This is a genomic window from Fenollaria sp. (genome assembly GCF_057222035.1).
Genome location: NZ_JBXXYC010000001.1, coordinates 157,519 through 182,663, shown reverse-complemented (window position 1 = coordinate 182,663; position 25,145 = coordinate 157,519). Strand labels below are relative to the sequence as shown.

Here is a 25,145-nt window from a genome sequence, read left to right as displayed (position 1 = left end):
CAACAAATTCATAAATATTTCTTCATAAATTGTAAAAAAAGCTTTATTTATACTATTATTTAGTATATAATATAGCAGAGGTGATTAATTTGTCAAAAAAATTATTCTCTTTTTTATTGCTTTTAACTTTAATCGTTACAAGCCTTAATGTTTATGCGAGCGAAAAGACTAAAGAAAGTGAAGATCCTAATAAAACGGCGAGCTTTGTATTTAATTATGATCTGGCAATAAAAAATGTTAATATAGTTAATCCAGCTAGAAATGAAATTTTATATAAATATAATATTGCCATCAGCGGAGGAAAAATTAAACAGATTACTAAAGGTGAAGTTAAAGCCAACAGAGTGATAGACGGTGAAGGCGCAATGCTTCTAAGAGAGTTTATCGATATAGATAGCACTAACGCATCACGTGATATTGACCTTATGAAATCTGCTGACGGTATAGGTAAAAGCGTTAGAACTAACACAGCTGATATCGACGCTTGGTCAAAGAGCGTTGAGGGCATCTTAACAACTAACGATTACCTATCAATAACAGATTCGGAAAGTATTAAAAAAGCTATACTTGAAGAAAATGAAAACAAATATGACGATAAAGCAATCAAACAAATCGTTGAAGCCATATTAAAGGAAAAAGAAGCAAAATCTGCTGGAGTTAAAATATCTATAGAGGAAGCGAATGATCTTAATCTTTTAATAAATACGATGAAATCTGTTAATGATGATGACTTTGTATATTATATTAAGCTTAGCAAAATCAAACACGAAAACATCATACAAACTGTAAATCAAATTATGGATATTATCAAAGATAGCAAGAATCATTTTATCTTGTGCGATATGAATGAATTTGCTGGTCCAGATAAAATTTCTGCTATTAATAACTTGATAAATAAACATAATGAAGAACATGAAAATCTTTATTACACATTTAATCCGTTCAAATACATTGTTTTAACAAATTATAAAGACAACATCGATGTGGTTAAAAAATATAATAACAATACATCAAAGCTTCAACTTGCAAGCTCAAATATGTTCTACCAAATTCATCAGTACAAAGATATATTAAATACTAAAGAGGATGTCATTATACATGATGCTCTTAATGACTCAGATATATCTACAATGATTAAATCAAAATATTCGCTTATTGCAAGTAACCCAAATCTTGCAAATACATCGACTAAGCTCTACCCTGTCAATGTTAACTCATTTCTAGAGTATATCAGACTAGCAAGAGATTTAGACATAGACAGTATTGAGATAGCGAATAAATTAAGCTACATGCCATACAAAGTACTTAATTTGGATAAATACATGAGTGCATCAACGATTGAAGTGGGTCAAAGCGCCTCATTCTTAACAATTGATGCAAAAAAAATCAGTATCAATTCAAATATTAACAGCATTAAGCCAAGTCTTGGTGTTAAATATCTTGTTCACAATGGCATAGTGACTTTTAATCACGGACAGAACAATCAAAATGGAGCTAAATCTTTTATTATAAATAATTTAGAAAAAACAGACGATATTAAAAAATTTGATATAAGTTATGAAACCGATGTCACAAAGAGCGCCGCTCTTGAAAATGCATATATAATCGATGGAATTAAATATGTAAGTTTAGAAGAAATAATAAAACCACTAAATCTTGTTTATAAAAACGAGGCTAATGGTAAATATACTATTGGTAATTTAATTAATCTTGAGCTAGGCACAAACGAGGCTAGCTTAGGAGCTGAAAAAGTTCACTTAACAAAGGAAGCAATAACTTATAATAATACACTTATAATTCCTTTAGAAGATATAATGAAATTATTTCAAAATTATTTTAAATGTGATGTAAATGAAGATCACATAAGCATTAAGGCTAGCAATAACTCAAAAATGCTAGACACAACAGATTCAGTTGAGAAAAAAGAAAGTACACCGCTAATAATTAAAGCAAGCTACATAATTATGTCATACATATTCTCAGCGTTAATTGTAGCCTTCGTATTAAATACATTAAAGAAGAAAAAGAGGAGAAGAAATGGAAAATTATAATTTAAAATCTATTTTAGGACCAATTATGATAGGTCCTTCAAGCTCACACACAGCTGGAGCAGCAAGATTAGGAAGGATTGCAATGAAGCTAGCACCAAAGGGATTTAAAAAAGTCTCTTTCTACTTACATGGCTCATTTAGAGAAACATATAAAGGACACGGTACTGATAAAGCCTTACTTGCAGGGGTTATGGACTTCTATCCAGATAGTGAAGAAATCAAACACTCATTCGACATAGCAGAAGAAAGAGGTCTTGAGTATGAATTTATCAAGTCAGACCTTGGTTATGTTCATCCAAATACAGTTAAGATGGTCTTTCATTACGATGATCACGATGACTTCTATGTTCAAGGCAGCTCAATCGGCGGTGGAAGCATACTTATAAAAGATATCAATGGCGCTGACGTTGAATTCTCAGGAGAAAAACCTACTCTAGTTGCTAAGTACATTGACAAAAAAGGTATTATATCAAGAATCACAGCTACATTTGCAATATCAGGCATGAACATTGCCGATTTACATGTAGACAGAACTGGTAAAGTCGCTACACTTATATGCGAACTTGACTCTGACTTTGATGAAGCAACTATAAATGATATTAGTAGAATCGATGATTTCTTATTCGTTAAGTATTTAAACCCTGTTAAGGAGGATAATTAATATGTATACAAGCGCTTCAAGCATGATGGACGCATGCAAAGAACAAAATAAAAAAATATATGAATTACAATTACAAGAAGAGATGGAAGCTGAAGAGCTAAGTAAAGAAGACGTTTATGAGTACTTAAGAAAAACTTATGAAATTATGAAAAAATCAGCTACAGCTGGACTTGAAACACCAATCATGTCAATGAGCGGAATGACTGGAAAAAACGCTTTTAAAGTTAATGAATATGCCGAAAGCGGCAATTCAGTATCTGGCTCGTTAATCAATAAGGCTATGGCAAGAGCTTTATCTACATCAGAAATAAATGCTTCCATGGGTAGAATAGTTGCCGCTCCTACAGCAGGTGCATCAGGAATTTTGCCAGCAACACTAGTTACTATGCAAGAAGAATTTGGTCACACAGACGAAGAAATATTTAATGCCCTACTAACAGCTTCAGCAGTTGGTGAGATAATCGCAGTAAACGCAACTATATCAGGCGCTGAAGGCGGATGTCAAGCAGAATGCGGTGCTGCCGCTGCAATGGCTGCTGCAGCCATCGTTGAACTAAAAGGCGGAAGCATAGAACAAATATTTACATCGGCAAGCTTTGCACTTAAAAACATCATGGGACTTATATGTGACCCAGTTTGTGGTCTTGTTGAGTACCCTTGTAATTTAAGAAATGCATCAGGCGTTGTAAACGCAATCATATCAGCAGACCTTGCACTAGCAGGCGTTGAAGCACTAATACCTTTTGATGAAACAGTTGGCGCTATGGGTAATGTTGGTAAAGAACTACCAGTTGCACTAAAAGAAACAGCCATCGGCGGTATAGCTGGTACAGAAACAGCACAAAGATTATATGAAGAATTTTTAGATAAATAATTAAATAGTTTTTAGATACTAGATGAGCTCTCAATAACGAGAGCTCTTTTTTCTTTTAATTATATGAAAATAGATATAATTAACACTCAGTTAAAATTTGCACAAAAAAAACAAGTAGCGCTTAACTACTTGTTTATAGAGTATAATATTGGTGCCGAAAGCGGGGGTCGAACCCGCACGGTATTGCTACCGCAGGATTTTGAGTCCTGTACGTCTGCCAATTCCATCATTTCGGCTTACCTATATATATTAACATACTTTAAAGTAAAAATCAAGAAAAAATATTTTAAATTCTTAATTTAATTAAAATAAATTATATATTATATTCCTCTGCATCTAAAAGTATTTTTCTCGCCTTTTCATACTTAGCAAATCTTTCTCTATCTTTCTTGGTAATTTCTTTAAGTCTTTTTAAATTCATATTATCCTTCAAATCAGATAGCTTAACTTTTCGTGCCAATGGATTCTTTTTAATTTTATCTATTTAATCAAAATAAGGAACAGACTTATCATGAGTTAGAGTTTTAAGCGCCTCTAATTGTTCTTCATCTAAAAAATTAAAATCACTTAGTTTATATTTATCGCTGTCTTCAATCACATCATGAATCAGGCCTATCACCTTTGCTCTTTTGTCTTTTATATTAAGAGATACTCTTAGTGGGTGTAAAAAATATGCCCCTCCTCCTTTATCTTTTTGACCTTTATGTGCTTTAAACATAATTATAAATTCTTTAAACCAATCAATCATATTGTACCCCCTAAAAAATTAAGATATGTAAATAAATAAGGCTCCATAAAGGAGCCTTATTTATATTAGTCTTCTAAGCCTAATTTCTTGAATATTAACTTATAACCGTCAGCACCATAGTTAAGTGATCTGTTGATTCTTGAGATTGTTGCTGTTGAAGCGCCTGTTGCTACTTCGATTTCGTTGTAAGTTTTGTTTTCTTTAAGTTGTTTTGCTACTTCAAGTCTTTGAGCTATTGCTTGAATTTCTTTGATTGTGCAGATGTCTTCAAAGAATCTGTAGCATTCTTCCATTGTTTCCAGCGATAAGATTGCTTCGAAGAAGCCGTCTGTTTGTTCGCTTTTTAATTTTGAACTGTAAGCCATTTCTTTTCCCCCTCTATATTATTATTTAGAATAATCCTACTATTTCTCCTGATGGTAATATGTCAATGTTGTCTGCTGCTGGTACCTTTGGTAGACCTGGCATTGTCATTATGCTGCCTGTAAGTGCTATCAAGAATCCAGCGCCATTTGATACTTTTACTTCTCTAACTACTATGTGGAAGCCTTCAGGTCTTGCAAGTAAGTCTGGGTTATCAGATAATGAATATTGTGTCTTAGCAACGCAGATTGGCATCTTGTCTAAGCCTAATTTTTCTAAGTTCTTGACGTTCTTCATTGCTGGTACAGTAAATTCTACTCCGTCAGCTCCATAAACTTCTTTAGCGATTATTTCAAGTTTTTCTTTGATTGAAAGGTTAACATCGTATAATGGTTTGAAGTTTGCTTTGCCTTCATCGCATACTTTGATAACTTTTTCAGCTAGATCTAATGCTCCGTCTCCGCCTTTTGCGAATACTTCTGTAAGTGAGCATTCAACGCCCATCTTAGCTAATCTGTCTTCAATAAACTTAATTTCATTTTCAGTATCGCTTGGGAATCTGTTTATAGAAACTATAGCTGGTAGTCCGAATTTCTTAATATTTTCTATGTGTTTTTCAAGATTTGCAAAGCCTTTTTCAAGTGCCACTAAATCTTCTTTATCATAATTTTCTTTTGTAGCTCCACCGTGATGTTTTAAAGCTCTTATTGTAGCAACTATAACTGCTGCTGATGGTTTTAAATCACCAAATCTACATTTGATGTCTAAGAACTTTTCTGCTCCAAGGTCAGCGCCGAAACCTGCTTCAGTAACTGTGTAATCAGCTAGCTTCATACCAAGTTTTGTTGCCATAATTGAGTTACAACCGTGAGCGATATTAGCAAATGGTCCACCATGGATTAGTGCTGGTGTATTTTCAAGTGTTTGTACTAAGTTTGGCATGATAGCGTCTTTCATAAGTAATGTTACTGCGCCCTGTGCCTTTATGTCTTTAACATAAACTGGTGATCCGTCACGTCTATAAGCAATAATTACTCTTGATACTCTTTCTTTAAAGTTTTCAAGACTAGTTGATAGACATAGTATAGCCATGATTTCTGAAGCTACTGTTATGTCAAAACCGTCTTCTCTTGGATAACCGTTAGGTTTTCCGCCTAGACCAACTATAACGTTTCTTAAGGCTCTGTCGTTTAAGTCAACGCATCTCTTCCAAACAACTCTTCTTACGTCTATGCCTTGTTCATTACCTTGATGAATGTGGTTATCTAACATAGCTGAGATTAAGTTGTTAGCTGATGTTATTGCGTGGAAGTCTCCTGTGAAGTGTAGGTTTATATCAGCCATAGGAACTACTTGTGCATAGCCGCCGCCTGCTGCTCCGCCTTTAACGCCAAATGATGGTCCTAATGATGGTTCTCTTAGAGCTGAGATAGCTTTTTTACCTAATTTGTTTAAAGCCATTGATAAACCGATATTAACAGTTGTCTTTCCTTCACCTGCTGGTGTTGGGTTGATAGCTGTAACTAAGATAAGTTTACCATCTTTTTTGTCTTTTAGTTTATCAAAAACTCTTAGGTCTACCTTAGCTTTGTAGTGACCATATTGTATTAAGTCCTCGTTGTCAATATTTAAGTGTGCCGCGATTTCTGTTATGTCTTTCATTTTTGCTTCTTGAGCAATTTGTACGTCTGTTTTCATTTGTACCTCCTTTATAATATTATAAATTTATTTTATAATCTACAGTATTATATATACCACATTTATCGATTTAATAAACTAATTTATACTATAAATATATATCTTAATACAAATAGTATTGATAATATCCACATAAGTGGAGAAACTTCTTTATATCTGCCAGCAATTGTCTTTAATAATGTGTAGCTAATCATACCGAAGAAGATACCTTCAGCAATGCTGTATGCAAATGGCATCATAGCTATAGTTAAGAATGCTGGGATTGCTTCTGTATAATCTCTAAAGTCTATGTCCATGATTGGTTCCATCATAAACATACCAACTGTGATAAGAGCTGGTGCTGTTGCTGCTGCTGGTACTAGTGTAAATATTGGTGCAATGAATAATGCTAGTAAGAACATAACTGCTGTTGTTAGTGATGTTAAACCAGTTCTTCCGCCTTCAGCTACACCTGCTGATGATTCAACAAATGTTGTTACTGTTGAAGTACCAAGCATAGATCCAACTACTGTACCTACTGAGTCAGCGAAGAAAGCCTTACTTACTCTAGGTAATTTGCCATCTTTATCAAGCATATTTGATTTTGATGCAACACCTGCTAGTGTACCCACTGTATCGAACATATCTACGAATAAGAATGTTAATACTGCCATAAACATTTGTGTTGAGAAAACTTGTGAAAAATCAAATTTAAACGCTATTGGTTCAACTGATGGTGGTAGTGAGAATATTTTAAATCCTTCAGGTATTGTTGTTATTCCCATAGGAATACCGATAATTGTTGTTAAAATAATTCCAAGTAATAATGCGCCTTTAACTTTTCTAATTACTAGTATAAATGTAATTAATAAACCGATAAGTGCTAGTAATGCTGTGCCTTCTTTAATGTTTCCTAGTCCAACGATTGTTCCTTCAGGGTGAACTATTATACCTGATCCAGATAGACCAATTAGAGAAATGAATAAGCCTATACCTACTGAAACTGCTTTTTTAAGTGTCAATGGTATAGCGTCGAAAATTACTTCTCTTCCTTTGAAAAATGATAGAGCGATAAATATAATACCTTCTATCAATACAGCTGTTAATGCAAATTCCCAAGAAAGTCCTTGGTTAGCTACTACAGAGTATGCAAAATATGCATTTAGTCCCATACCTGGTGCTAAGGCGAATGGATATTTAGCGTATAATGCCATGATTAATGTAGCGATTGCTGCTGATAGTGCTGTCGCTGTAAAAATTGCGTTTTGATCCATGCCTGTTGATCCTAAAATAATTGGGTTTACTACTAAGATATATGCCATAGTCATAAATGTAGTAATACCGGCAACTATCTCGGTTCTTGTGTTTGTTCCGTTTTTCTTTAATTCAAAAAACTTCTCCATTTTTTACCTCCTAATGTCTAAAATGTCTCATATGAGTAAATATCATTGCTATATTGTGTTCGTTGCAGCACTTTATAACGTCTTCGTCTGCTACTGATCCGCCCGGTTGAATTATGGCTGTAACGCCTTGTTTTGCAAGTAATTCAACTGAGTCTGTGAATGGGAAGAAAGCATCTGATGCAAGTACTGCTCCTTTTGCTTTGTCTCCCGCCATCTTAACTGATCTTTCTACAGTGAAGAATCTATTTACGCTGCCAAGACCTATGCCGACTGTAGCTGAGTCTTTTGCAAGTAGTGTTGCGTTTGACTTGCAGTTCTTAACTACTTTCCAGCCAAATTTAAGGTCTTCTATTTCTTTTTCTGTTGGTTTTCTATCAGTAACACATTCAAAGTCTTCAAAAAGTTCTGTATCTCTGTCTTGTAATATCATTCCAGATAATACCTTTTTCATATCCTTTGATGTGTACTCATTATTTGTAATATTTTCAATTGTTAATATTCTTCTGTTTTTCTTTTTGTCTGTTAATATTTTAAAGGCCTCTTCTGTATATGATGGAGCCATGATTACTTCTAAGAAGATGTCTCTCATCTCTTCAGCTGTTTCAGCATCTATCTCTCTATTTGATGCTATGATGCCACCAAAGATTGATTGGTCGTCACAGTCACGAGCCTTTCTAAATGCTTCAGCTAAAGTATCTGCTGAACCAACGCCACATGGGTTTGTGTGCTTAACGGCAACTATTGTTGGTTTTTCTGTAAACATCTTTAATGTTTCTAAAGCGCCATTAGCATCGTTAATATTATTAAATGATAATTCCTTGCCATGAAGCTGTTTAGCTGATACTAAAGAGCCTTCTTCAACTTTTGACTCTTTATAGAAAGCTGCTTTTTGATGTGGGTTTTCGCCATATCTAAGTGAACTAATCTTCTTGTAGCCTTTTGTATAATACTCAGGAAAATCAATTCCTTCTTTTTTATTAAAGTAAGCAGCGATTAGTGAATCATAATAAGCTGTGTAGTTAAATACTTTTCCAGCAAGATACTCTCTTGTCTTAAGAGATGTTTCTTTATTTTCTTTTAGTTCTTTTAATACTAGATCAAAATCGCTTGGATCCATGATAACTGTCACGAATTTATAGTTTTTAGCAGCCGCTCTAATCATAGATGGTCCGCCTATATCTATCTTTTCGATAATTTCTTCGTGAGTTTTGCTTGGGTCATTAACATATTCTTCAAATGGATATAGATTGTTAACTATGATGTCAATATCTGATATATTCATCTTTTTTACAAAATCCTTATCCTCTTCTAAGTCTCTTCTATAAAGTATACCACAGTGGATATATGGATTTAATGTCTTTACTCTGCCATCTAAACATTCTGGAAAATTAGTTACTTCAGTAACTTCTTCTACTTTTAAGCCAGCGTCTATGAGTTTTTTATAAGTTCCACCAGTTGAAATTATACCGTAGCCTAAATTTTCTAGTTCTTTAGCAAATTCAACGATGCCTGTTTTATCATAAACACTAATCAATGCTTTTTTCATCAATTTTGCCTCCTATTATTTTATCTATCGCTTCAATCAAAATTTTATGTTCTATCTCATTTAAAATTCTCTTCTGCAAAGATTCTGCCGTTTCGTCCTCAGCTAGCTTGATTTTTCTTTGTATAATAATTTTGCCCGTATCTGTTCCTTCATCAACAAAATGAACTGTAGCTCCAGAATACTCATCGCCTGACTTTATAACGCTCTCATGAACTTTCATTCCCCAAAAACCATCGCCGCAGTGCTTTGGTATTAGTGATGGATGTATGTTGATGATTTTGCCTCTATACTTTTGTATAAATTCATGTGATAAAATCTTTAAGTATCCTGCAAGTACGATTAAATCTGGCTCGTACTTATCAAGCACTTCTACGATTGCGTGATTAAATTCATCGCTGTCAGCATATTTTTTAATACTAAAGTAGTAGGTATCAATACCATTGTCCTTAGCTCTTTCTTGTGCATAGGCAGCTTTTCTATCGCTTATAAGGCAAACTATCTCAGCATCAAGCTTTTTTTCTTTAACTGCATCGATTATGGCTTGAAAATTAGTGCCAGAACCAGATGCTAGAACGGCTATTTTAAATTTAAACATATTTTTTCCTTAGTTTCTTTTTCTTCAATATGGCCTAGTATTATATAATCTTCGCCATGTTTCTTAAGAAGTTCTTCAGTTTTTGCTAATTCGTCCTTAGATACAGCAAAGACCATGCCTATGCCCATATTGAATGTACCGAACATTTCTTCTATATGAACGTCAGCCCAAGTCATTAAATATTTGAAAATTTGTGGTATTTCATAATCTTTCAGGTCTATAACAGCTGTGTAACCATCTTTTATCATTCTAGGAATGTTTTCGTAGAAGCCGCCGCCTGTTATGTGTGATATCGCCTTAACATTAACGTGCTCGATGATGTCCATCATTGGATCGTAATAAATTCTTGTTGGTGTAAGTAAAACATTTAGTAAGGTATCATCAAGTCCGTCATATTTTTTGTTTACATCAACTTTATCATTATCAAAAATAATTTTTCTAACTAGTGAAAAACCATTTGAGTGAACGCCACTTGATCTAAGACCGATGATAACGTCACCATCTTCAATCTTTGAGCCATCTATAATTTTATCTTCATTTACTACACCTACAGCAAAACCAGCTATATCATACTCGCCTTCTCCGTAGAAGCCTGGCATTTCAGCTGTTTCTCCGCCTATAAGCGCAGCATGACTCATCTTGCATCCCTCAGCAACACCTGATACTATCTCAGCCATCTTTTCAGGGATAAGCTTTGATGAAGCGATGTAGTCTAGAAAGAATAATGGCTCAGCGCCTTGACAAATTATGTCGTTAACACACATTGCCACAGCATCTATACCGATTGTGTCGTGCTTATCTAAGATAAATGCGAGCTTTAATTTTGTTCCTACACCATCTGTACCACTTACTAATACTGGTTTATCATATTTTTTAAGATCTATCTTGAATAAACCTGAAAAATTTCCTATATCGTTTAAAACTCCGTCTCTGTTTGTAGATTTGATAAGGCTCTTGATAAGTTTTACTTCTTCGTAGCCCTTAGTCTTATCTACACCAGCGTCTTTATATGTTAATCCCATAGCTCTACCTACTTATTAAGTTCTGCATCGATTTTAACGATGTCATCTCTCATCTTAACCTTGTAATCTTCAAGTTTCTTAGCAAGTTCATCGTATTTAATGGCTAAGATTTGAACTGCTAGTATTGCTGCGTTTTCTGCGCCATTGACAGCAACTGTAGCAACTGGAACGCCCTTAGGCATTTGAACAATTGAAAGAAGTGAATCAAGTCCATCCATTAAAGAGCTCTTTACAGGAACTCCTATAACTGGTAAAGTACTAAGTCCTGCTATGACTCCTCCTAAGTGTGCAGCCTTACCTGCAAATGTTATAATTGCCTCGATACCATTGTTTTTTGCGTTTTTAGCAAAATCAAATGCTACTTCTGGTGTTCTGTGAGCTGAGATAACTCTTGTCTCATACTCAACCCCAAAATCATCAAGTACTTTTTGTGATTTTTCAACAACCTCTTTATCAGAGATGCTGCCCATTACTAATGCAACCTTCATATAATTACACTCCTTTAATTAAAATATTTTAAATATTCCTCATTTATATAAAATTTTAGGTCCTCACTTCTAACGTAGTGAGATCCTATATTGGAACTTCCAATCGTATCCTTGTAATAATACAAGATTATAGAATTATCAACGATATAATAATTCTTGATATTATTTCTAATGCTGTTCTTTTCTTCTTCAGTCTTAGTTAAATCCTCAAGTATCGTCTCTCTAACATTTTGATCTTTTTTAATTAAATCTTCATATTTAATCTCTTCAGCACTATTGAAGTTAAATGTCTTTGTGTAAAATTCGCTGTTTGTAGAGTCATCATTGTAAACACTGTTGATATAAAAACATAAAGATACTAATCTCTCGTCAGACCTTGCTATATCATAAGTAAAATACATTTTCTTAAGTTTAGCATCATTCTTTGCTTTTTCAACGTGCTCATCAACAAATTTCTTGATTTGTTCATTAATTTTATTTCTATATGCTCTCTTTACATCTTCAGTACTGAAAAATACTGGATAAGCAAGGCTGTACTTAGCCTCATTCACTATACCAGTCTTTATGCCATCAATCGCATTTCTTATATAAATTGTATCAGCGACTACAAATGTATCATAATCAAGTAAATAGTACAAAACATCTATAGGTAGATACATCTTCATATCTACGAGCATAGGTGCATAATCAAGCTCGATCTTGTTATTATTTGATGTAATATAATTTTTCGATCCAAGCTTAACCTTTATATTCTTTATACCTTTTTTGAAAAAGCAAGACTTGTCCTCACCGTTCCAATATATATCAAAGTTTAGCTTTGTAAATACCTCCCTTGCTGGTATGAATAAAGCTTTCGCTGCGTCCTTCTTAGCTCCTTGTAATTCAAACACTTTATCCTCGAAATCAGAGTTAACAAGGCCAGATATTTTATTTATTTTTGACTCATCAATGTTTTTTGCATAAGAATTAAAACCCATGAAAAACATAAGAGCAGATAAAACTATTAATAAAAGTTTTTTCATCATACCACCTCAAAATTATTATACCACAAAAGACCTGCTACATTCAAGTAGTACTTTAATAAATGTAAAAATCCCTATACTTATTCGTATAGGGATTGATTTATTTTATTAAAGTTTTCAATTCGTCTATGCTAATGCTTATATTCTCTTTACTCTTAAGGTCTCTTACCGATAACTTCTTGTTCTCAAGTTCTTCTTGTCCTAGGAAGATGATATAGTCAAAGCTATAGCTTTCAGCAAAGTCAAAAATTTTCTTCATCTTCATCTTGGAGTAAAGCACTTCAGAGTGAGCGCCTAGCTCATGTAATTCATTTAACACGCTTATGGCGTAGCTCATGTCAATATCAAGTGGAGCAACCAAGAAAGATTTTTCTTCACTTTCAAATTTTGGAAGAATGTTCTTTTCACTCAATTGGAAGAATAATCTTGTTAAGCCGATGGATATACCAACGCCTGGAAGCTCTCTCTTTGAGTAGAACTGAGTAAGATTCTCATAGCTGCCGCCGCCAGCAACACTGCCTAGCTCCTTGTAATCATCAAGAACAGTCTCGATTACAGTTGATGTGTAATAATCAAGTCCTCTTTGTAATTTTAAAGTGAATTTATAATTATTTTTATCAACATTAAATAATTTGATATTTTCCAAAACTTCTTTCATCTCAGAAAGACCTTTTAAGAAAATTTCGTTATCAATACCAAGTCCTTCCAAGTGAGCAATAGTCTCTTCATTTGTTCCTTCAAACTCGATTAAATCAATAATCTTTTTAACAGAATCAGCCTTTATACCTTGATTATTAAGAAGCTCCTCAAGGCTATCTCTACCAATCTTGTCATATTTATCAAGCGCGCGAACAGCCTCTACAGTATCTTCAACACCTTGACTCTTTAAGAAACCATTCATGATATTTCTATTGTTAATCATGATAGTGAATTTATCAAAACCAAACTTTCTAAATATAATACTGATGATTTTAACAAGCTCTGCATCGTAGAATTTTGAAAGCTTTTCGTCGCCTATGATATCGCAGTCACATTGGTAAAACTCTCTGTATCTTCCCTTTTGGTTCCTCTCGCCCCTATAAACCTTGGCAATTTGATATCTTTTGAATGGAAATTTAAGCTCATGCTCATGCATACTAACGTATCTTGCAAGAGGCACAGTCAAATCAAAGCGCAAAGATGTCTCAGTCGAAGTATTTGCAATATTATAAATTTGTTTTTCAGTTTCGCCGCCGCCCTTAGCAAGAAGTATCTCAGTCTTCTCTAAAGCAGGCGTATCAATAGGTAAAAAAGAGAAAAGTTCATAAGTTTCTCTAATTATATCCTTCATCCTGTTAAAAATTAATTGCTCATGAGGTAAAAGTTCCATAGTACCCGGCAATATCGATGGTTTTACTAGCATATTATTCCTCCATAATCATCAAAGTTCCTATATCAAATATATCATATTCCGTCAAATAAATCAATTCTTTATTGATTTCTCGTGCAAATTCTTCTAAGCGAATCCTATTAGCCTCATTAATAATTTTACCCGTTAAAAATATCTTATCACGCGCATATCCACTTGCTCCGCCTATAAATCCATAGTCATAATCTTTAATCTTTACAAAACCCTTGTCTAGCAAAATGCATTTTTTGCCCAAAGATTTTATAATTTCATATAAATATTTGTCATCACTTGCAAAATATTCACTTCCTATGTCAATCACAGAGCATTTCACATAGCCTTGAGACGAGTTTATAATCTTGCCCTCATCAAGGCGTTTTATAATGCTTTTAGCACAAACATCTTTTTTGCAAATCAAGTGATCCCCTACACGAAGCGCATTGAACTTAACATCAGATGGATATTTTTCATGAGGATCTTCATCTGCATTGATGATATTTATCTTAGTCCCTTTAAAAATTTCATTATAATAATCAAACGATTCGCGGCTCGCAATTAAAGTCTCCTCATCAAACTTAAACAGCGACATGTCAGGATGCGTTTTCACCGCACCCTTCAAAATTTTGCTCTCAAACGATGGAAAAGCTTTTATATTAAATTCACTAAGCTTATCAGCTAATAAGTCGTAATAAGCTCTATCAACTATAGCAATCAATTATATCACCTAAGATAATTATATCACAAAAAGCAATTTAGGCGCAAAAAAAGAAGCGTGCTTCAAACACGCTTCAAGTTTGTGGAGGCGGCAACCAGATTTGAACTGGTGGTCAAGGTTTTGCAGACCTGTGCCTTACCACTTGGCTATGCCGCCAAAAAAATGGAGCGGAAAACGAGATTCGAACTCGCGACCCTCGCCTTGGCAAGGCGATGCTCTACCACTGAGCCATTTCCGCAAGTGGTGCCCAGAGCCGGGATCGAACCAGCCACACGTAGATTTTCAGTCTACTGCTCTACCGACTGAGCTATCTGGGCACACTAGTCAGCTTGTGCTGACTAGTCTATGATACTATAAATTGATTTAATTGTCAAGACTTTTTTAATATTTATTTAAGTTTTTCTTAATATTATAAGCTTAGATTTTTTATCATGCCTAGTGACATAAGTAGAGGCAATCCTGCCATGATGACCCAAATCAGTATATTAAAGGCTAGTGGCAGGTATGAGAACTTTGCTGGCGCTTCTACATCCAAAGTGCAGTCTACATCTTCTGTCACTTCTTTTGCCTTCATTTTTGATAAAACTCTATATAGGACGAAAATTATCACTATGGCTATGAGTACCATGAAAACTCCTTGTAATAAGCCTATATTTAAATCGGCTTCGCCTAGTGTTAATACGTTCATATCGCTACCTGATGCGCTATCTAGCAAATCTTTTTGGAATATGCTAAGTATGACTGAGCAAGTATTGAATGTGAAGTGGCCAAGCATTGACGAGTAAAGTGAATTTGTTTTTTCGTTTAAAACTGAAAATACATAGCCTAATATGAATGGCGCAACTATGTTGAATGGATTAACATGCATTAGCATAAATAGTAGTGCTGTGTAAAAGTATGTGAATTTCCTTCCCTTTGATTTTTTTGCTGGTGCGCTCAAAAGGCCTCTTACGAAAAATTCTTCGCAAATGGCTGGTAGCACGCCTATAATTAAAACGCTGTATATACTTGATAGTCCGCCTGATTTGACATTGATTTGAGGCACTCTTACCTCGCCAAATAGGCTATAGAACTTGATTAAAAGTGCCGAGCTTATTCCAACTAGTGGATAAACTAAAAGTGTTAAAAGTACTGATGTAAGTGCTTCTTTGCCTGTGATTTTATTTAGTCTAAAATATCTTTTGAAATTAACTTTCTTTTGCTTAACATAAACTAAGACTGGAACTAAAAGTATCAGCACTTCGCCTGCGAATAAACCTAGGTAAAGGTCTACTGTTTGAAGCATTGAGCCTAGGAAGATGTATGCAATAAAAAGTACTGTATATAGCCACGAAGCTTTATTGATGTCTATACCAGTTTTGTTTAATTTATTTTCTTTATACATCTCTCACCTACTTTAGTTCTTCTAGTCTCTTTATAGTTTTATCTAATAAGTCCTTGTAATTTTCTAATTTTTCTTTCTCTTTGTCAACAACATCTTTTGGTGCTTTGCTAACAAATTTTTCATTCGAAAGTTTTTTCTCAAGTCTTTCTACTTCAAAATCTAATTTTTCTTTTTCTTCCTTAAGTCTTTGTTTTTCTTTTTCAAAATCTATTAACTCGTTTAATGGGAAGAAAATTTCCGCATTTGTCATCATTATGGATGTAAAATCTTTATTGATCATGTCTTTATTGTCAAGTATAGTGATTTTGTCAATATTTTCAAGGTCTTTAAAATAATTAGCACTGTCGCTATAAAGTTTTCCTGCTGCTTCGTCATTTGGATAAACTAGCATTGAGAAGTGCTTTGAAGGCTCGATGTTCATATCTGTCTTCATCTTTCTAATTGCCTTGATAGCGTTTTTGATTAGTTCTAAATCATTTAGCTCTTCTTCGTAATATTTTATATCCTTTGGCCAATCGCTGATGATTAGTGGAGTCTTTCTATTTGGTAAATAGCTCCAAATCTCTTCTGTGATAAATGGCATGAACGGATGAAGTATCTTTAATATATTTTCTAAGATATATAAAATAACGTTTTGTGCGTTAATATTGTCTCTATCGTATAATCTTGTCTTAACAAGTTCTATATACCAGTCGCAGAAGTCCTCCCAAATAAAGTCTTGTACTTTAGCAGCTGCTATACCTATCTCGTATTTATCAAGATTATTGTTGATTTCGTCTACAACAGTTTTTAGTCTTGAGATTATCCACTTATCTTCTCTTTCTAATTTGTCGTAGCGGGCGCTATAGTCATCTCTATCATCAAGGTTCATAAGAACAAATCTTGATGCGTTCCATAATTTATTGGCAAAATTCCTTTGTGGCTCAACTTTTTTAACGCTATATTTAATATCATTACCTGGAGCGTTATTAGTAATTAGTGAGTATCTTAGCGCATCGGCACCATATTCACTGATAACTTGTATTGGATCTATACCATTACCAAGCGACTTACTCATCTTTCTTCCTTGTGCGTCTCTGATAAGTCCAGTCAATAAGACGTCTTTAAATGGTACCTCGCCAGTTTGTTCAAGGGATGAGAATATCATTCTACTTACCCAGAAGAAAATAATGTCGTAGCCTGTTACTAATAAGTCTGTCGGGAAGAATCTCTTGTAATCTTCTGAATCTACATCAGGCCAGCCAAGTGTTGAGAACGGCCAAAGAGCTGATGAGAACCAAGTGTCAAGTGTATCTTCATCTTGTCTTAAATGTTCTGAACCGCACTTGTCGCACTTTTCTGGTTTTTCCTTGCTAACAATGTATTCGCCACAATCATCACAATAGTAAACAGGGATTCTGTGTCCCCACCATAGTTGACGGGAAATACACCAGTCTCTGATGTTTTCAAGCCAATTTTCATAAATTTTACCAAATCTTTCAGGAATTATATTTACTTTGTTTTCTCTATATGCTTCGAGCGCTTTTTTAGCCATCTCTTCCATCTTAACGAACCATTGAAGTGAGGCTAGTGGCTCGATGATGGTATTGCATCTTTCGCAGTGACCAACAGAGTTTTCGTGTTTTTCTACCTTTACTAGTAGGCCTTGTTCGTCAAGGTCTTTGATTATTCTCTCTCTTGCTTCGTATCTATCTAGTCCTTTGTAAGCGTAGCCATTTTCATTTATTTTAGCATCTTCATCTATAACGATTAGTTGACCAAGATTGTGTCTAGCACCTACTTCGAAGTCGTTAGGGTCATGTGATGGCGTAATCTTAACGCAGCCTGTACCGAAGGATGAATCAACATATTCATCGGCAATAACTGGTATTTGTCTATCTGTTAATGGTAAATCAAGTGTTTTGCCAACTAAATCAGTATATCTTTCATCGTCTGGATTAACAGCTACTGCTAAGTCACCTAAAAGCGTCTCTGGTCTAGTAGTTGCAATAGTTACAAAGCCAGTCTTATCTGAGTATGGGTACTTTATATACCACATCTTTCCTTCTTGTGGCTCATGAATAACTTCAGTATCTGATACAGCTGTATGACAGTGTGGGCACCAGTTAACTATCCTCATGCCTCTATAAATATAATCTTTTTTATATAATCTTTCAAAAACTTCATAAACAGCTTTTGTTAAGTGCTCATCAAGCGTAAAGCTATCACGAGACCAATCACATGATGAACCTAATTTTTTTAGCTGCTCTTTGATATTTCCGCCGTACTTATGAGTCCAGTCCCAAGCTTCTTCCAAAAATTCTTCTCTTGTTAAATCGCTCTTCTTAACGCCTTCTTTTTTAAGCTTTTCAACTACTTTTGCTTCAGTAGAAATGGATGCGTGGTCAGTTCCCGGTAGCCAAAGTGCGTTGTAGCCTTGCATTCTCTTGTATCTGATAACTATATCTTGAATTGTGCCATTAAGTGCATGACCAAGATGAAGGTTACCTGTTACATTTGGTGGCGGCATGATGATGGTAAAAGATTCTTTACTATCGTCAGTACTTGGCTTGAAATATTCATTGTCCATCCAAAATTTATAAATACTATCTTCAAAATCAGCTGGATTATATGATTTTTCTAAATTCTTCATAGTTCCTCCTAGTGTAAAATTTATATTATACCTCCATAATTACAGGAAGTATCATAGGATTTCTCTTCATAGTTTGATATATATACTTCTTCAAACTGTCTCTAATTGCATTTTTGATGCTTGACCAGTCTGATATATGTCTTTTTTGACAATCTTCGATAGCAAGAACAACCTTGTTCTTTGCTTCTTCCATAAGATCATCTGCTTCTCTAACATAGACAAAGCCTCTGGAGATGATGTCTGGTCCAGCTATAGTTGAACCGTCTTCTTTACTTAGTGTTAAAACAACTATAATTAAACCGTCTTCAGATAAATGTTTTCTATCTCTTAAAACGATGTTACCAACATCACCAACGCCAAGGCCATCGACCAAAACATTGCCAGATGTGACTTCATCAACAATTTCTGCCTTTCTCTTGTCAAGTTCAAGCACTTCGCCGTTTTTCATGATGAAAATATTCTTAGGATTCATGCCCATGCTTTCAGCAAGGGACGCGTGTATCTTAAGATGTCTTTGTTCGCCATGAACTGGAATGAAATATCTTGGCTTGATAAGTGAATGTATAAGCTTAAGCTCTTCTTGACAAGCGTGTCCTGAAACGTGTATCTCTCCAAGTGATTCGTATATAACTTTTGCGTCAAGCTCTATAAGCTTGTTAATTACCTTTGAAATGGCATTTTCATTGCCTGGTATTGGATGAGCTGAAAGAATGATTAAATCATTTGGTGTAAGCTGAATTTTTCTGTGCTCATTATAAGCAATCCTTGTAAGTGCGCTCATTGGCTCGCCTTGAGAACCTGTTGTTATTATACAAAGCTCTCTGTCGTCATACTTATTCATCTTATTTATATCAATTAGACTTGAGTCTTTAACTCTTAAATAGCCTAAATCTTTAGCGACGTTGACGTTATTTATCATGGATCTGCCTGATAAAACTATCTTTCTGCCATGTTTTTCAGCCGCTTCAATAATTTGTTGTATTCTTTGTATATTTGATGCGAATGTCGCAACTATAATTCTATTTTCAGTATACTCGTGAAAAATGGTTCTAAATGTCTCGCCAACTACTCTTTCACTTAGAGTATAGCCCTTCCTTTCAACGTTTGTACTCTCTGCTAATAAGCAAAGAACGCCCTTGTCGCCAAGCTCAGCAAATCTATTTAAATCGTTCACTCCACCCATAATCGGTGTAAAGTCAATCTTAAAGTCACCTGTATGAACTATAACGCCTGCAGGTGTGTGAAATGCTAGTGCCGCTGAATCAGGAATACTATGGCATTGTCTAATAAATTCAACAACAATCTTACCTAATCTAACCTTATCATTAAAGTTCACAACGTGCATCTTTGGCTTTAAGTTGTGCTCCTTCAATTTATTTTCTAATAGTCCTAAAGTTAGTCTAGTACCATAAATAGGTACATTTATCTTCTTTAAGACGTATGGTATAGCTCCTATGTGGTCCTCGTGACCGTGTGTTAGGACTATACCTTTAATTCTCTCTTTATTTTTTTCTAAATATGTGATGTCTGGAATTACGATATCCACGCCCAGCATCTCGTCCTCTGGAAATGTCATACCGCAATCGCATATAACTATATCGTTATCACATTCAATAAGAGTAATGTTCTTTCCGATCTCATTAAGGCCTCCCAGCGGGATAATCCTTAGTTTGTTACTCTTTAACATCTTTTCCTCCTTTATTAATTTGTTTTATCTAATTCTTCATAAGCTTCTTGAGCTTCTCTTAGCTCCTCATCGTCTAAGCCTATGAATACTAAATTTCCTTCTTTATCTTCAGTATACTTCATTATATAGTAGTCTTCATCTTCTTCTGTTTCATACATTACTATATACTTTTCAGTATCTATCTCAAATGTAGCTTCTACGATAAATTCTATCTCTTTTCCGTTATCGTCATGAAGCAATATTTTATTCTCCATTTTTTCCCCTTTGCATATCTAAATATGTTCTCAAAATATAATTCGCAGCGATTGAGTCAACATACTTTTTTCTGTTTTCTCTGCGCACATTCGTATCAATTAAAACTCTTGTCGCACTAACAGTAGTTAGTCTCTCGTCTACATAGACAATTTCAATATTTTCTATGTTTTTTCTCATAAAATCCATGTACTTTTTTACTTTTTTTGCTTGTGGTCCAAGGCTTCCATCCATGTTCTTAGGAAGACCAACAACTAAAGTTTTTACGCCGTACTGATCAATGATTTCCTTTAATTTGTCTCTATCTTCTAATTTTGAAGTTCTAAAAATTGTGTTTAGTGTTGTGACAATGATTTGCAATTCATCTGAAATCGCAAGACCAACTGTTTTATCGCCAACATCTAAAGCTAAAATTCTTTCCATAATTTCACCTAAAAATAATAGGGGTTATAAGCCCCTATTAATCATTTCAAATAATCAACGAGTATTGCCTCCAAAAGCTCATCTCTTTCCATTTGTATAATCATCGATCTCGCATCGTTGTAGCTTGTTATATATGTCGGATCGCCTGATAAGATATATCCTATAATTTGGTTGATAGGATTGTATCCTTTAGCTTCTAGAGCTTCACAAACTTTATTTAATATTTCTTTTGGTGATTGAACTGTTTCCTTTTGAATATTAAATTTCATTGTCTCATCAAATTTCTTATCCATACTATCACCTCTACCTATAGTATATCATAAAAGAGCGAAGTCTTCAATGATTATTTCTTATAATAATTAGCCTAATATCTCTTTTAGTTTTTCTTCAGCCCTTATTTCAAAGTCTTTAAGCTTGTCTGAGTTGCCTCCACCAGCTTGAGCCATGTCATCTCTTCCGCCGCCCTTAGCATCTAGTAATGGAGCGATGTTTTTCATCAAGATGTTTGCTGTAACTACCTTGCTTACAATATCTTTTGTAAGTGTTATGATAAATGATGTTTTACCTCCGATATCAGCAGCTACCATAACTATACCTGATTTAACTTTATCTTTAAGCTTGTCGCCTGCTTGTCTTAATTCGTTCATATTGCCAGCATCAATCACACTAATTATATAATTGATACCGTTAATATTTTTCACTTCACTATCAAGATTTTTAAGCTCTGCATTTTGTATCTTGTTCTTTAAATCTTTTATTTCTTTTTCTCTATCTTTTAAATCTGTAATTGTTTGTTCAGCCTTATTAATAAGGTCTTCTTTATTAGTTTTAAATGTTTCGCTAAGCTTATCTAATTCAGCCTCGTTATCATTTAAGTATTTATATGTGTTTCTGCCTGTTAAAGCTTCGATTCTTCTAACGCCTGCAGCTATACCAGTTTCTTGAACTATCTTAAATATTCCTACTTCAGAAGTATTTTTAACGTGAGTACCACCGCATAATTCCATTGAGAAATCGCCAACTTTAACTACTCTTACAAAATCGCCGTATTTGTCTTCAAATAGACCTGTTGCGCCCATTTTTTTAGATTCTTCTAAGCTAACTACTGATGTATCAACATCTATAGCATCAAAAATGCTTTCATTAACAATATTTTCAACTTGTTTTATTTCTTCAGCAGTCATTGCTTGGAAGTGTGTAAAGTCAAATCTAAGTCTTGTTGGGCTAACTAAGGAACCTGCTTGATTAACGTGAGTGCCTAAAACCATCTTTAAAGCTTTGTGAAGTAAGTGAGTTGCAGTATGGTTCTTGCGTGTATCTTGTCTAAGCTTGTAATCAATCTCAGCGTCTAGCTTATCGCCAGTTTTTAATTCGCCAGATTCTACTTCAACTTCATGAAGCACAAGTCCAGTCTTAGTCTTCTTTGTATCGATTACCCTTAAAGTAGCCTTATCATTTTTAAGCGTACCGACGTCACCAACTTGTCCACCTGATTGACCGTAGAAAGGTGTTTTATCAAGTATAACTATGGCTTTGTCGCCTTCCTTGATTGAGTCAACAAGATTTTTATCCTTAACTATAGCATTTACCTTAGCATCATCATTAACATTGAATTCATAGCCGATAAATTCATTCTTATAATTTTCATAAATGTCAAGATTTAGGTCACTGTTCCAGCCAGAGTCTTCTATATGAGCATTTTCTTTTGCTCTAAGCTTTTGCTCTTGCATGTTCTTATTGAACTCATCTTCATCTACAGAAATTCCATTTTCTTCAAGAATTTCCTTAGTTATATCAAATGGGAAGCCATAAGTATCATATAGAATGAAAGCTTTTTCGCCAGAAAGACTCTTCTTTCCTTCTTTTTTAAGCTCATCAATGTATGAGTTTAGTATGTTCATACCTTGATTGATAGTTTCTTCAAATTTAGCTTCTTCGGCGCTTATAATCTTGATTATAGTGTCTTTATTTTGAGCAAGTTCTGTATAGTGATATGACCAGCCATCGATAACTTTTTGAACAAGATCAGCTAAGAATGGTCTGTCTATGCCAAGAAGCTTGCCGTGTCTGATCGCACGTCTAATTATCTTTCTAAGTACATAACCTCTTGACTCGTTTGATGGTATAATGCCGTCTGAAACCATAAATGTCATGCTTCTTACGTGGTCAGCGATTATTCTTATAGATATGTCGTCTTTTTCATTTTCTTTATATTTTTTATTTGAAAGTCTTTCAATCTCTTCAATAATGCTTCTGATTTCTTTAATATCGAAAATTGAGTGAACACCTTGCATAACACATGCCATTCTTTCAAGGCCCATACCAGTATCTATATTAGGATGGCTTAACGGTTCATATTCATCTTTTGATTTTCTATCAAATTGAGTAAATACTAGGTTCCAAACTTCTATAAGTCTTTCGTTTTCTACACCGTCATCAAAGTCTTTTAATGTGCCGTAGCTTTCTCCTCTATCGTAGAAAATTTCAGTACATGGACCTGATGGACCTGTCTCTAGCTCCCAGAAGTTATCCTCTTTGCCAAGTCTTACTAATCTCTTTGGATCTTGACCTTCTTTTACCCATAAATCAAAGGCTTCGTCGTCATCCTTAAATACTGTGATCCATAGCTTTTCAGGTTCTATTTCAAATTTTTCTGTAAGTAAGGTCCATGCCCAATGAATTGCTTCTTTTTTGAAATAATCTCCAAAAGAGAAGTTTCCAAGCATTTCAAAGAAAGTTCCGTGTCTATCAGTTTTACCAACGTTGTCGATATCGCCAGTTCTGATACACTTTTGGCAAGTAGTCATCCTCTTCGATGGAGCACTTAACTCGCCTGTAAAGAACTTTTTAAGTGGTGCCATACCAGCACCTATTAATAATAATGATTTATCATCCTTTGGTATTAGCGAAAAACTTTTTTCAGCTAAGTGACCTTGATTTTTAAAGAAATTTAAGTATTCATCTCTTATTTGGTCTAAAGATAAATTTTTCATGTATACACCTCTAATTATTTTTATTTACAATATACTCATTATACACCGTTTTTATAACAAGTGCAATAGGTACAGCTAGTATCATACCTAAAAATCCGAATAGTGACGCTCCTAATACTAAAAGGAATAAAACAACTATTGGATGAAAGCCAGTTTCTTCTGATAATATCTTTGGTCCGACTATGTTATTTTCTACCCATTGAAGGAATAAATACATAATAAGTATCCAAAGTGCTTTTATTGGACTTTCTATAAAACCAAAAACAAAGGCTGGCACTAAACCCATAAGTGGTCCGACATAAGGAATTATGTCAGCAACACAAGTAATTATACCTATAACAAAAGAAAATTCAACCCCTAAGATAAGAAGCATTATAAATGTTGCAAATCCAACGAAAATTGCCATCTTAATCTTGCCAATGACATACTTAGTCATATCATCATGAATGTTTGAGAATAGTCTTAGTAGTCTCTCTTTTTTAGATTCTGGTAAAAGTCCTTTGAATCTATTCTTTATTTGCTCTTTGTCTTTTAAAAAGTAAAAAGCAAATATTGGTGTTAGCACCAAAGAAAATACAAAACTCATAACATTCTTAGCAGAAGCAAGTAAAAAATTGCCCGCGTTGGCTGTTTGTGTTTTATAAATTTTTGATAAATTATCAACTATAAGCTTATTATCAAGATTTATTCCTTTAAGAATTTCATATTGACTTAAAAATTCATTGATTGATTTAAGCGTTTGTTCATAATACTCTGGGAATTTAATTATCAGATTTTTGATATCAGAAATAGTCTTAGGAAATACTGTGAATCCTAAGATTAAAAATATAAGAACAACTATTAGAAAAACAGTTAAAATCGCAAGAGTCTCCGAAATCTTAAGTCTTTTACGCACGCTTTTCACCATAGGGTTTAAAAAGTACGCAAGCATTGCCGCAACTAGTATAGATAGTGTTACCGTTCTTACCATAAGGAAGCTCTTGTATATGTATATGAAGAAAAGCACCGCCAAAACTGCTATAATAAATTTTATGATTACAGTTTTAGAAAATATAAGTCTTTCGCCGTCTTCAACGTGTCTGTTACCTATATTAATAAGATAATATATCCCCAAAGCTAATATTATTATTTGCAAACCAAGGAGGATACCATTTAAGGCTCCTCCTTGATTTATCAAACTAATAATGTTCTCGTTACTTGTACTTGTTAATAAGTTCATCTT

Annotated in this window: 22 protein-coding genes and 4 tRNA genes; 3 read left to right on the top strand and 23 right to left on the bottom strand. The window is 34.2% G+C overall.

What is annotated here, in order from left to right:
• Window positions 1-89 precede the first annotated feature (89 nt).
• From AC2UOP_RS00965 to sdaAA, 3 genes are read left to right on the top strand one after another with little or no spacing between them, the layout of a single operon-like run.
• Window positions 90-2,051: a hypothetical protein gene (locus AC2UOP_RS00965; protein ID WP_484832329.1), complete on the top strand. Its 1,962-nt coding sequence runs from the start codon at window positions 90-92 to the stop codon at window positions 2,049-2,051.
• Window positions 2,038-2,712 carry an L-serine ammonia-lyase, iron-sulfur-dependent subunit beta gene (sdaAB, locus tag AC2UOP_RS00960; RefSeq protein WP_019214738.1) on the top strand — a complete coding sequence of 225 codons (675 nt, stop codon included), beginning with the start codon at window positions 2,038-2,040 and terminating at the stop codon, window positions 2,710-2,712. Before AC2UOP_RS00965 ends, sdaAB begins: the two co-directional genes overlap by 14 nt.
• Before the next feature lies 1 nt (window position 2,713).
• Window positions 2,714-3,586, top strand: a complete 873-nt coding sequence (gene sdaAA, locus AC2UOP_RS00955) for an L-serine ammonia-lyase, iron-sulfur-dependent, subunit alpha (RefSeq protein WP_106017904.1) — start codon at window positions 2,714-2,716, stop codon at window positions 3,584-3,586.
• 149 nt (window positions 3,587-3,735) lie between these two features.
• Here the strand turns inward: sdaAA and AC2UOP_RS00950 are convergent.
• The 23 genes from AC2UOP_RS00950 to AC2UOP_RS00840 form a co-directional block, all read right to left on the bottom strand.
• Window positions 3,736-3,822, bottom strand: a tRNA-Leu gene (locus AC2UOP_RS00950).
• Between the two features lie 248 nt (window positions 3,823-4,070).
• On the bottom strand, window positions 4,071-4,334 hold the full coding sequence (locus tag AC2UOP_RS00945) for a hypothetical protein (protein WP_484832328.1): 264 nt from the start codon (window positions 4,332-4,334) through the stop codon (window positions 4,071-4,073).
• A 65-nt stretch (window positions 4,335-4,399) separates the two neighbouring features.
• On the bottom strand, window positions 4,400-4,699 hold the full coding sequence (locus tag AC2UOP_RS00940; RefSeq protein ID WP_019214736.1) for a YerC/YecD family TrpR-related protein: 300 nt from the start codon (window positions 4,697-4,699) through the stop codon (window positions 4,400-4,402).
• 25 nt (window positions 4,700-4,724) lie between these two features.
• On the bottom strand, window positions 4,725-6,395 hold the full coding sequence (locus AC2UOP_RS00935) for a formate--tetrahydrofolate ligase (RefSeq protein ID WP_484832327.1): 1,671 nt from the start codon (window positions 6,393-6,395) through the stop codon (window positions 4,725-4,727).
• An 83-nt stretch (window positions 6,396-6,478) separates the two neighbouring features.
• A complete protein-coding gene (locus AC2UOP_RS00930; protein WP_484832326.1) occupies window positions 6,479-7,777 on the bottom strand; it encodes an NCS2 family permease in 1,299 nt (432 codons plus the stop codon).
• A gap of 10 nt (window positions 7,778-7,787) precedes the next feature.
• Window positions 7,788-9,323, bottom strand: coding sequence for a bifunctional phosphoribosylaminoimidazolecarboxamide formyltransferase/IMP cyclohydrolase (purH, locus tag AC2UOP_RS00925; RefSeq protein ID WP_070598742.1), 1,536 nt, complete (start codon window positions 9,321-9,323; stop codon window positions 7,788-7,790).
• Window positions 9,304-9,918 (bottom strand): phosphoribosylglycinamide formyltransferase, encoded by a 615-nt coding sequence (purN, locus tag AC2UOP_RS00920; RefSeq protein WP_484832325.1) that lies wholly within the window; start codon window positions 9,916-9,918, stop codon window positions 9,304-9,306. Before purN ends, purH begins: the two co-directional genes overlap by 20 nt.
• Complete coding sequence (purM, locus tag AC2UOP_RS00915) at window positions 9,900-10,940, bottom strand: phosphoribosylformylglycinamidine cyclo-ligase (RefSeq protein ID WP_070598740.1); 1,041 nt, start codon at window positions 10,938-10,940, stop codon at window positions 9,900-9,902. Before purM ends, purN begins: the two co-directional genes overlap by 19 nt.
• An 8-nt stretch (window positions 10,941-10,948) precedes the next feature.
• Entirely contained in the window at window positions 10,949-11,428 is a 480-nt protein-coding gene (purE, locus tag AC2UOP_RS00910) for a 5-(carboxyamino)imidazole ribonucleotide mutase (RefSeq protein WP_070598739.1), read from the bottom strand.
• Window positions 11,429-11,442: 14 nt separating this feature from the next.
• Complete coding sequence (locus AC2UOP_RS00905; RefSeq protein WP_484832324.1) at window positions 11,443-12,450, bottom strand: stalk domain-containing protein; 1,008 nt, start codon at window positions 12,448-12,450, stop codon at window positions 11,443-11,445.
• Between the two features lie 100 nt (window positions 12,451-12,550).
• The gene (hisS, locus tag AC2UOP_RS00900) at window positions 12,551-13,852 is read right to left on the bottom strand and encodes a histidine--tRNA ligase (RefSeq protein WP_484832323.1); all 1,302 of its coding nucleotides are present in this window, start codon (window positions 13,850-13,852) and stop codon (window positions 12,551-12,553) included.
• A 1-nt stretch (window position 13,853) separates the two neighbouring features.
• Complete coding sequence (locus AC2UOP_RS00895; RefSeq protein WP_484832322.1) at window positions 13,854-14,552, bottom strand: DUF6873 family GME fold protein; 699 nt, start codon at window positions 14,550-14,552, stop codon at window positions 13,854-13,856.
• Window positions 14,553-14,634: 82 nt separating this feature from the next.
• Window positions 14,635-14,708: transfer RNA gene (locus AC2UOP_RS00890), tRNA-Cys, on the bottom strand.
• 7 nt (window positions 14,709-14,715) lie between these two features.
• Window positions 14,716-14,790, bottom strand: a tRNA-Gly gene (locus tag AC2UOP_RS00885).
• Window positions 14,791-14,793: 3 nt separating this feature from the next.
• Window positions 14,794-14,869: transfer RNA gene (locus AC2UOP_RS00880), tRNA-Phe, on the bottom strand.
• 92 nt (window positions 14,870-14,961) lie between these two features.
• The gene (locus AC2UOP_RS00875) at window positions 14,962-15,936 is read right to left on the bottom strand and encodes a CPBP family intramembrane glutamic endopeptidase (RefSeq protein WP_484832321.1); all 975 of its coding nucleotides are present in this window, start codon (window positions 15,934-15,936) and stop codon (window positions 14,962-14,964) included.
• Between the two features lie 7 nt (window positions 15,937-15,943).
• The gene (locus tag AC2UOP_RS00870; RefSeq protein ID WP_484832320.1) at window positions 15,944-18,568 is read right to left on the bottom strand and encodes a valine--tRNA ligase; all 2,625 of its coding nucleotides are present in this window, start codon (window positions 18,566-18,568) and stop codon (window positions 15,944-15,946) included.
• Window positions 18,569-18,593: 25 nt separating this feature from the next.
• Window positions 18,594-20,255 carry a ribonuclease J gene (locus AC2UOP_RS00865; protein WP_070598732.1) on the bottom strand — a complete coding sequence of 554 codons (1,662 nt, stop codon included), beginning with the start codon at window positions 20,253-20,255 and terminating at the stop codon, window positions 18,594-18,596.
• Window positions 20,256-20,269: 14 nt separating this feature from the next.
• Window positions 20,270-20,509, bottom strand: coding sequence for a DUF1292 domain-containing protein (locus tag AC2UOP_RS00860; protein WP_106017915.1), 240 nt, complete (start codon window positions 20,507-20,509; stop codon window positions 20,270-20,272).
• Window positions 20,499-20,930, bottom strand: a complete 432-nt coding sequence (gene ruvX / locus AC2UOP_RS00855) for a Holliday junction resolvase RuvX (RefSeq protein ID WP_249243066.1) — start codon at window positions 20,928-20,930, stop codon at window positions 20,499-20,501. Before ruvX ends, AC2UOP_RS00860 begins: the two co-directional genes overlap by 11 nt.
• Window positions 20,931-20,971: 41 nt before the next feature.
• On the bottom strand, window positions 20,972-21,223 hold the full coding sequence (locus AC2UOP_RS00850; RefSeq protein WP_019214720.1) for an IreB family regulatory phosphoprotein: 252 nt from the start codon (window positions 21,221-21,223) through the stop codon (window positions 20,972-20,974).
• 66 nt (window positions 21,224-21,289) lie between these two features.
• Window positions 21,290-23,923 carry an alanine--tRNA ligase gene (alaS, locus tag AC2UOP_RS00845; protein ID WP_484832319.1) on the bottom strand — a complete coding sequence of 878 codons (2,634 nt, stop codon included), beginning with the start codon at window positions 23,921-23,923 and terminating at the stop codon, window positions 21,290-21,292.
• Window positions 23,924-23,933: 10 nt separating this feature from the next.
• The gene (locus tag AC2UOP_RS00840; protein WP_083304633.1) at window positions 23,934-25,142 is read right to left on the bottom strand and encodes an AI-2E family transporter; all 1,209 of its coding nucleotides are present in this window, start codon (window positions 25,140-25,142) and stop codon (window positions 23,934-23,936) included.
• Window positions 25,143-25,145 lie beyond the last annotated feature (3 nt).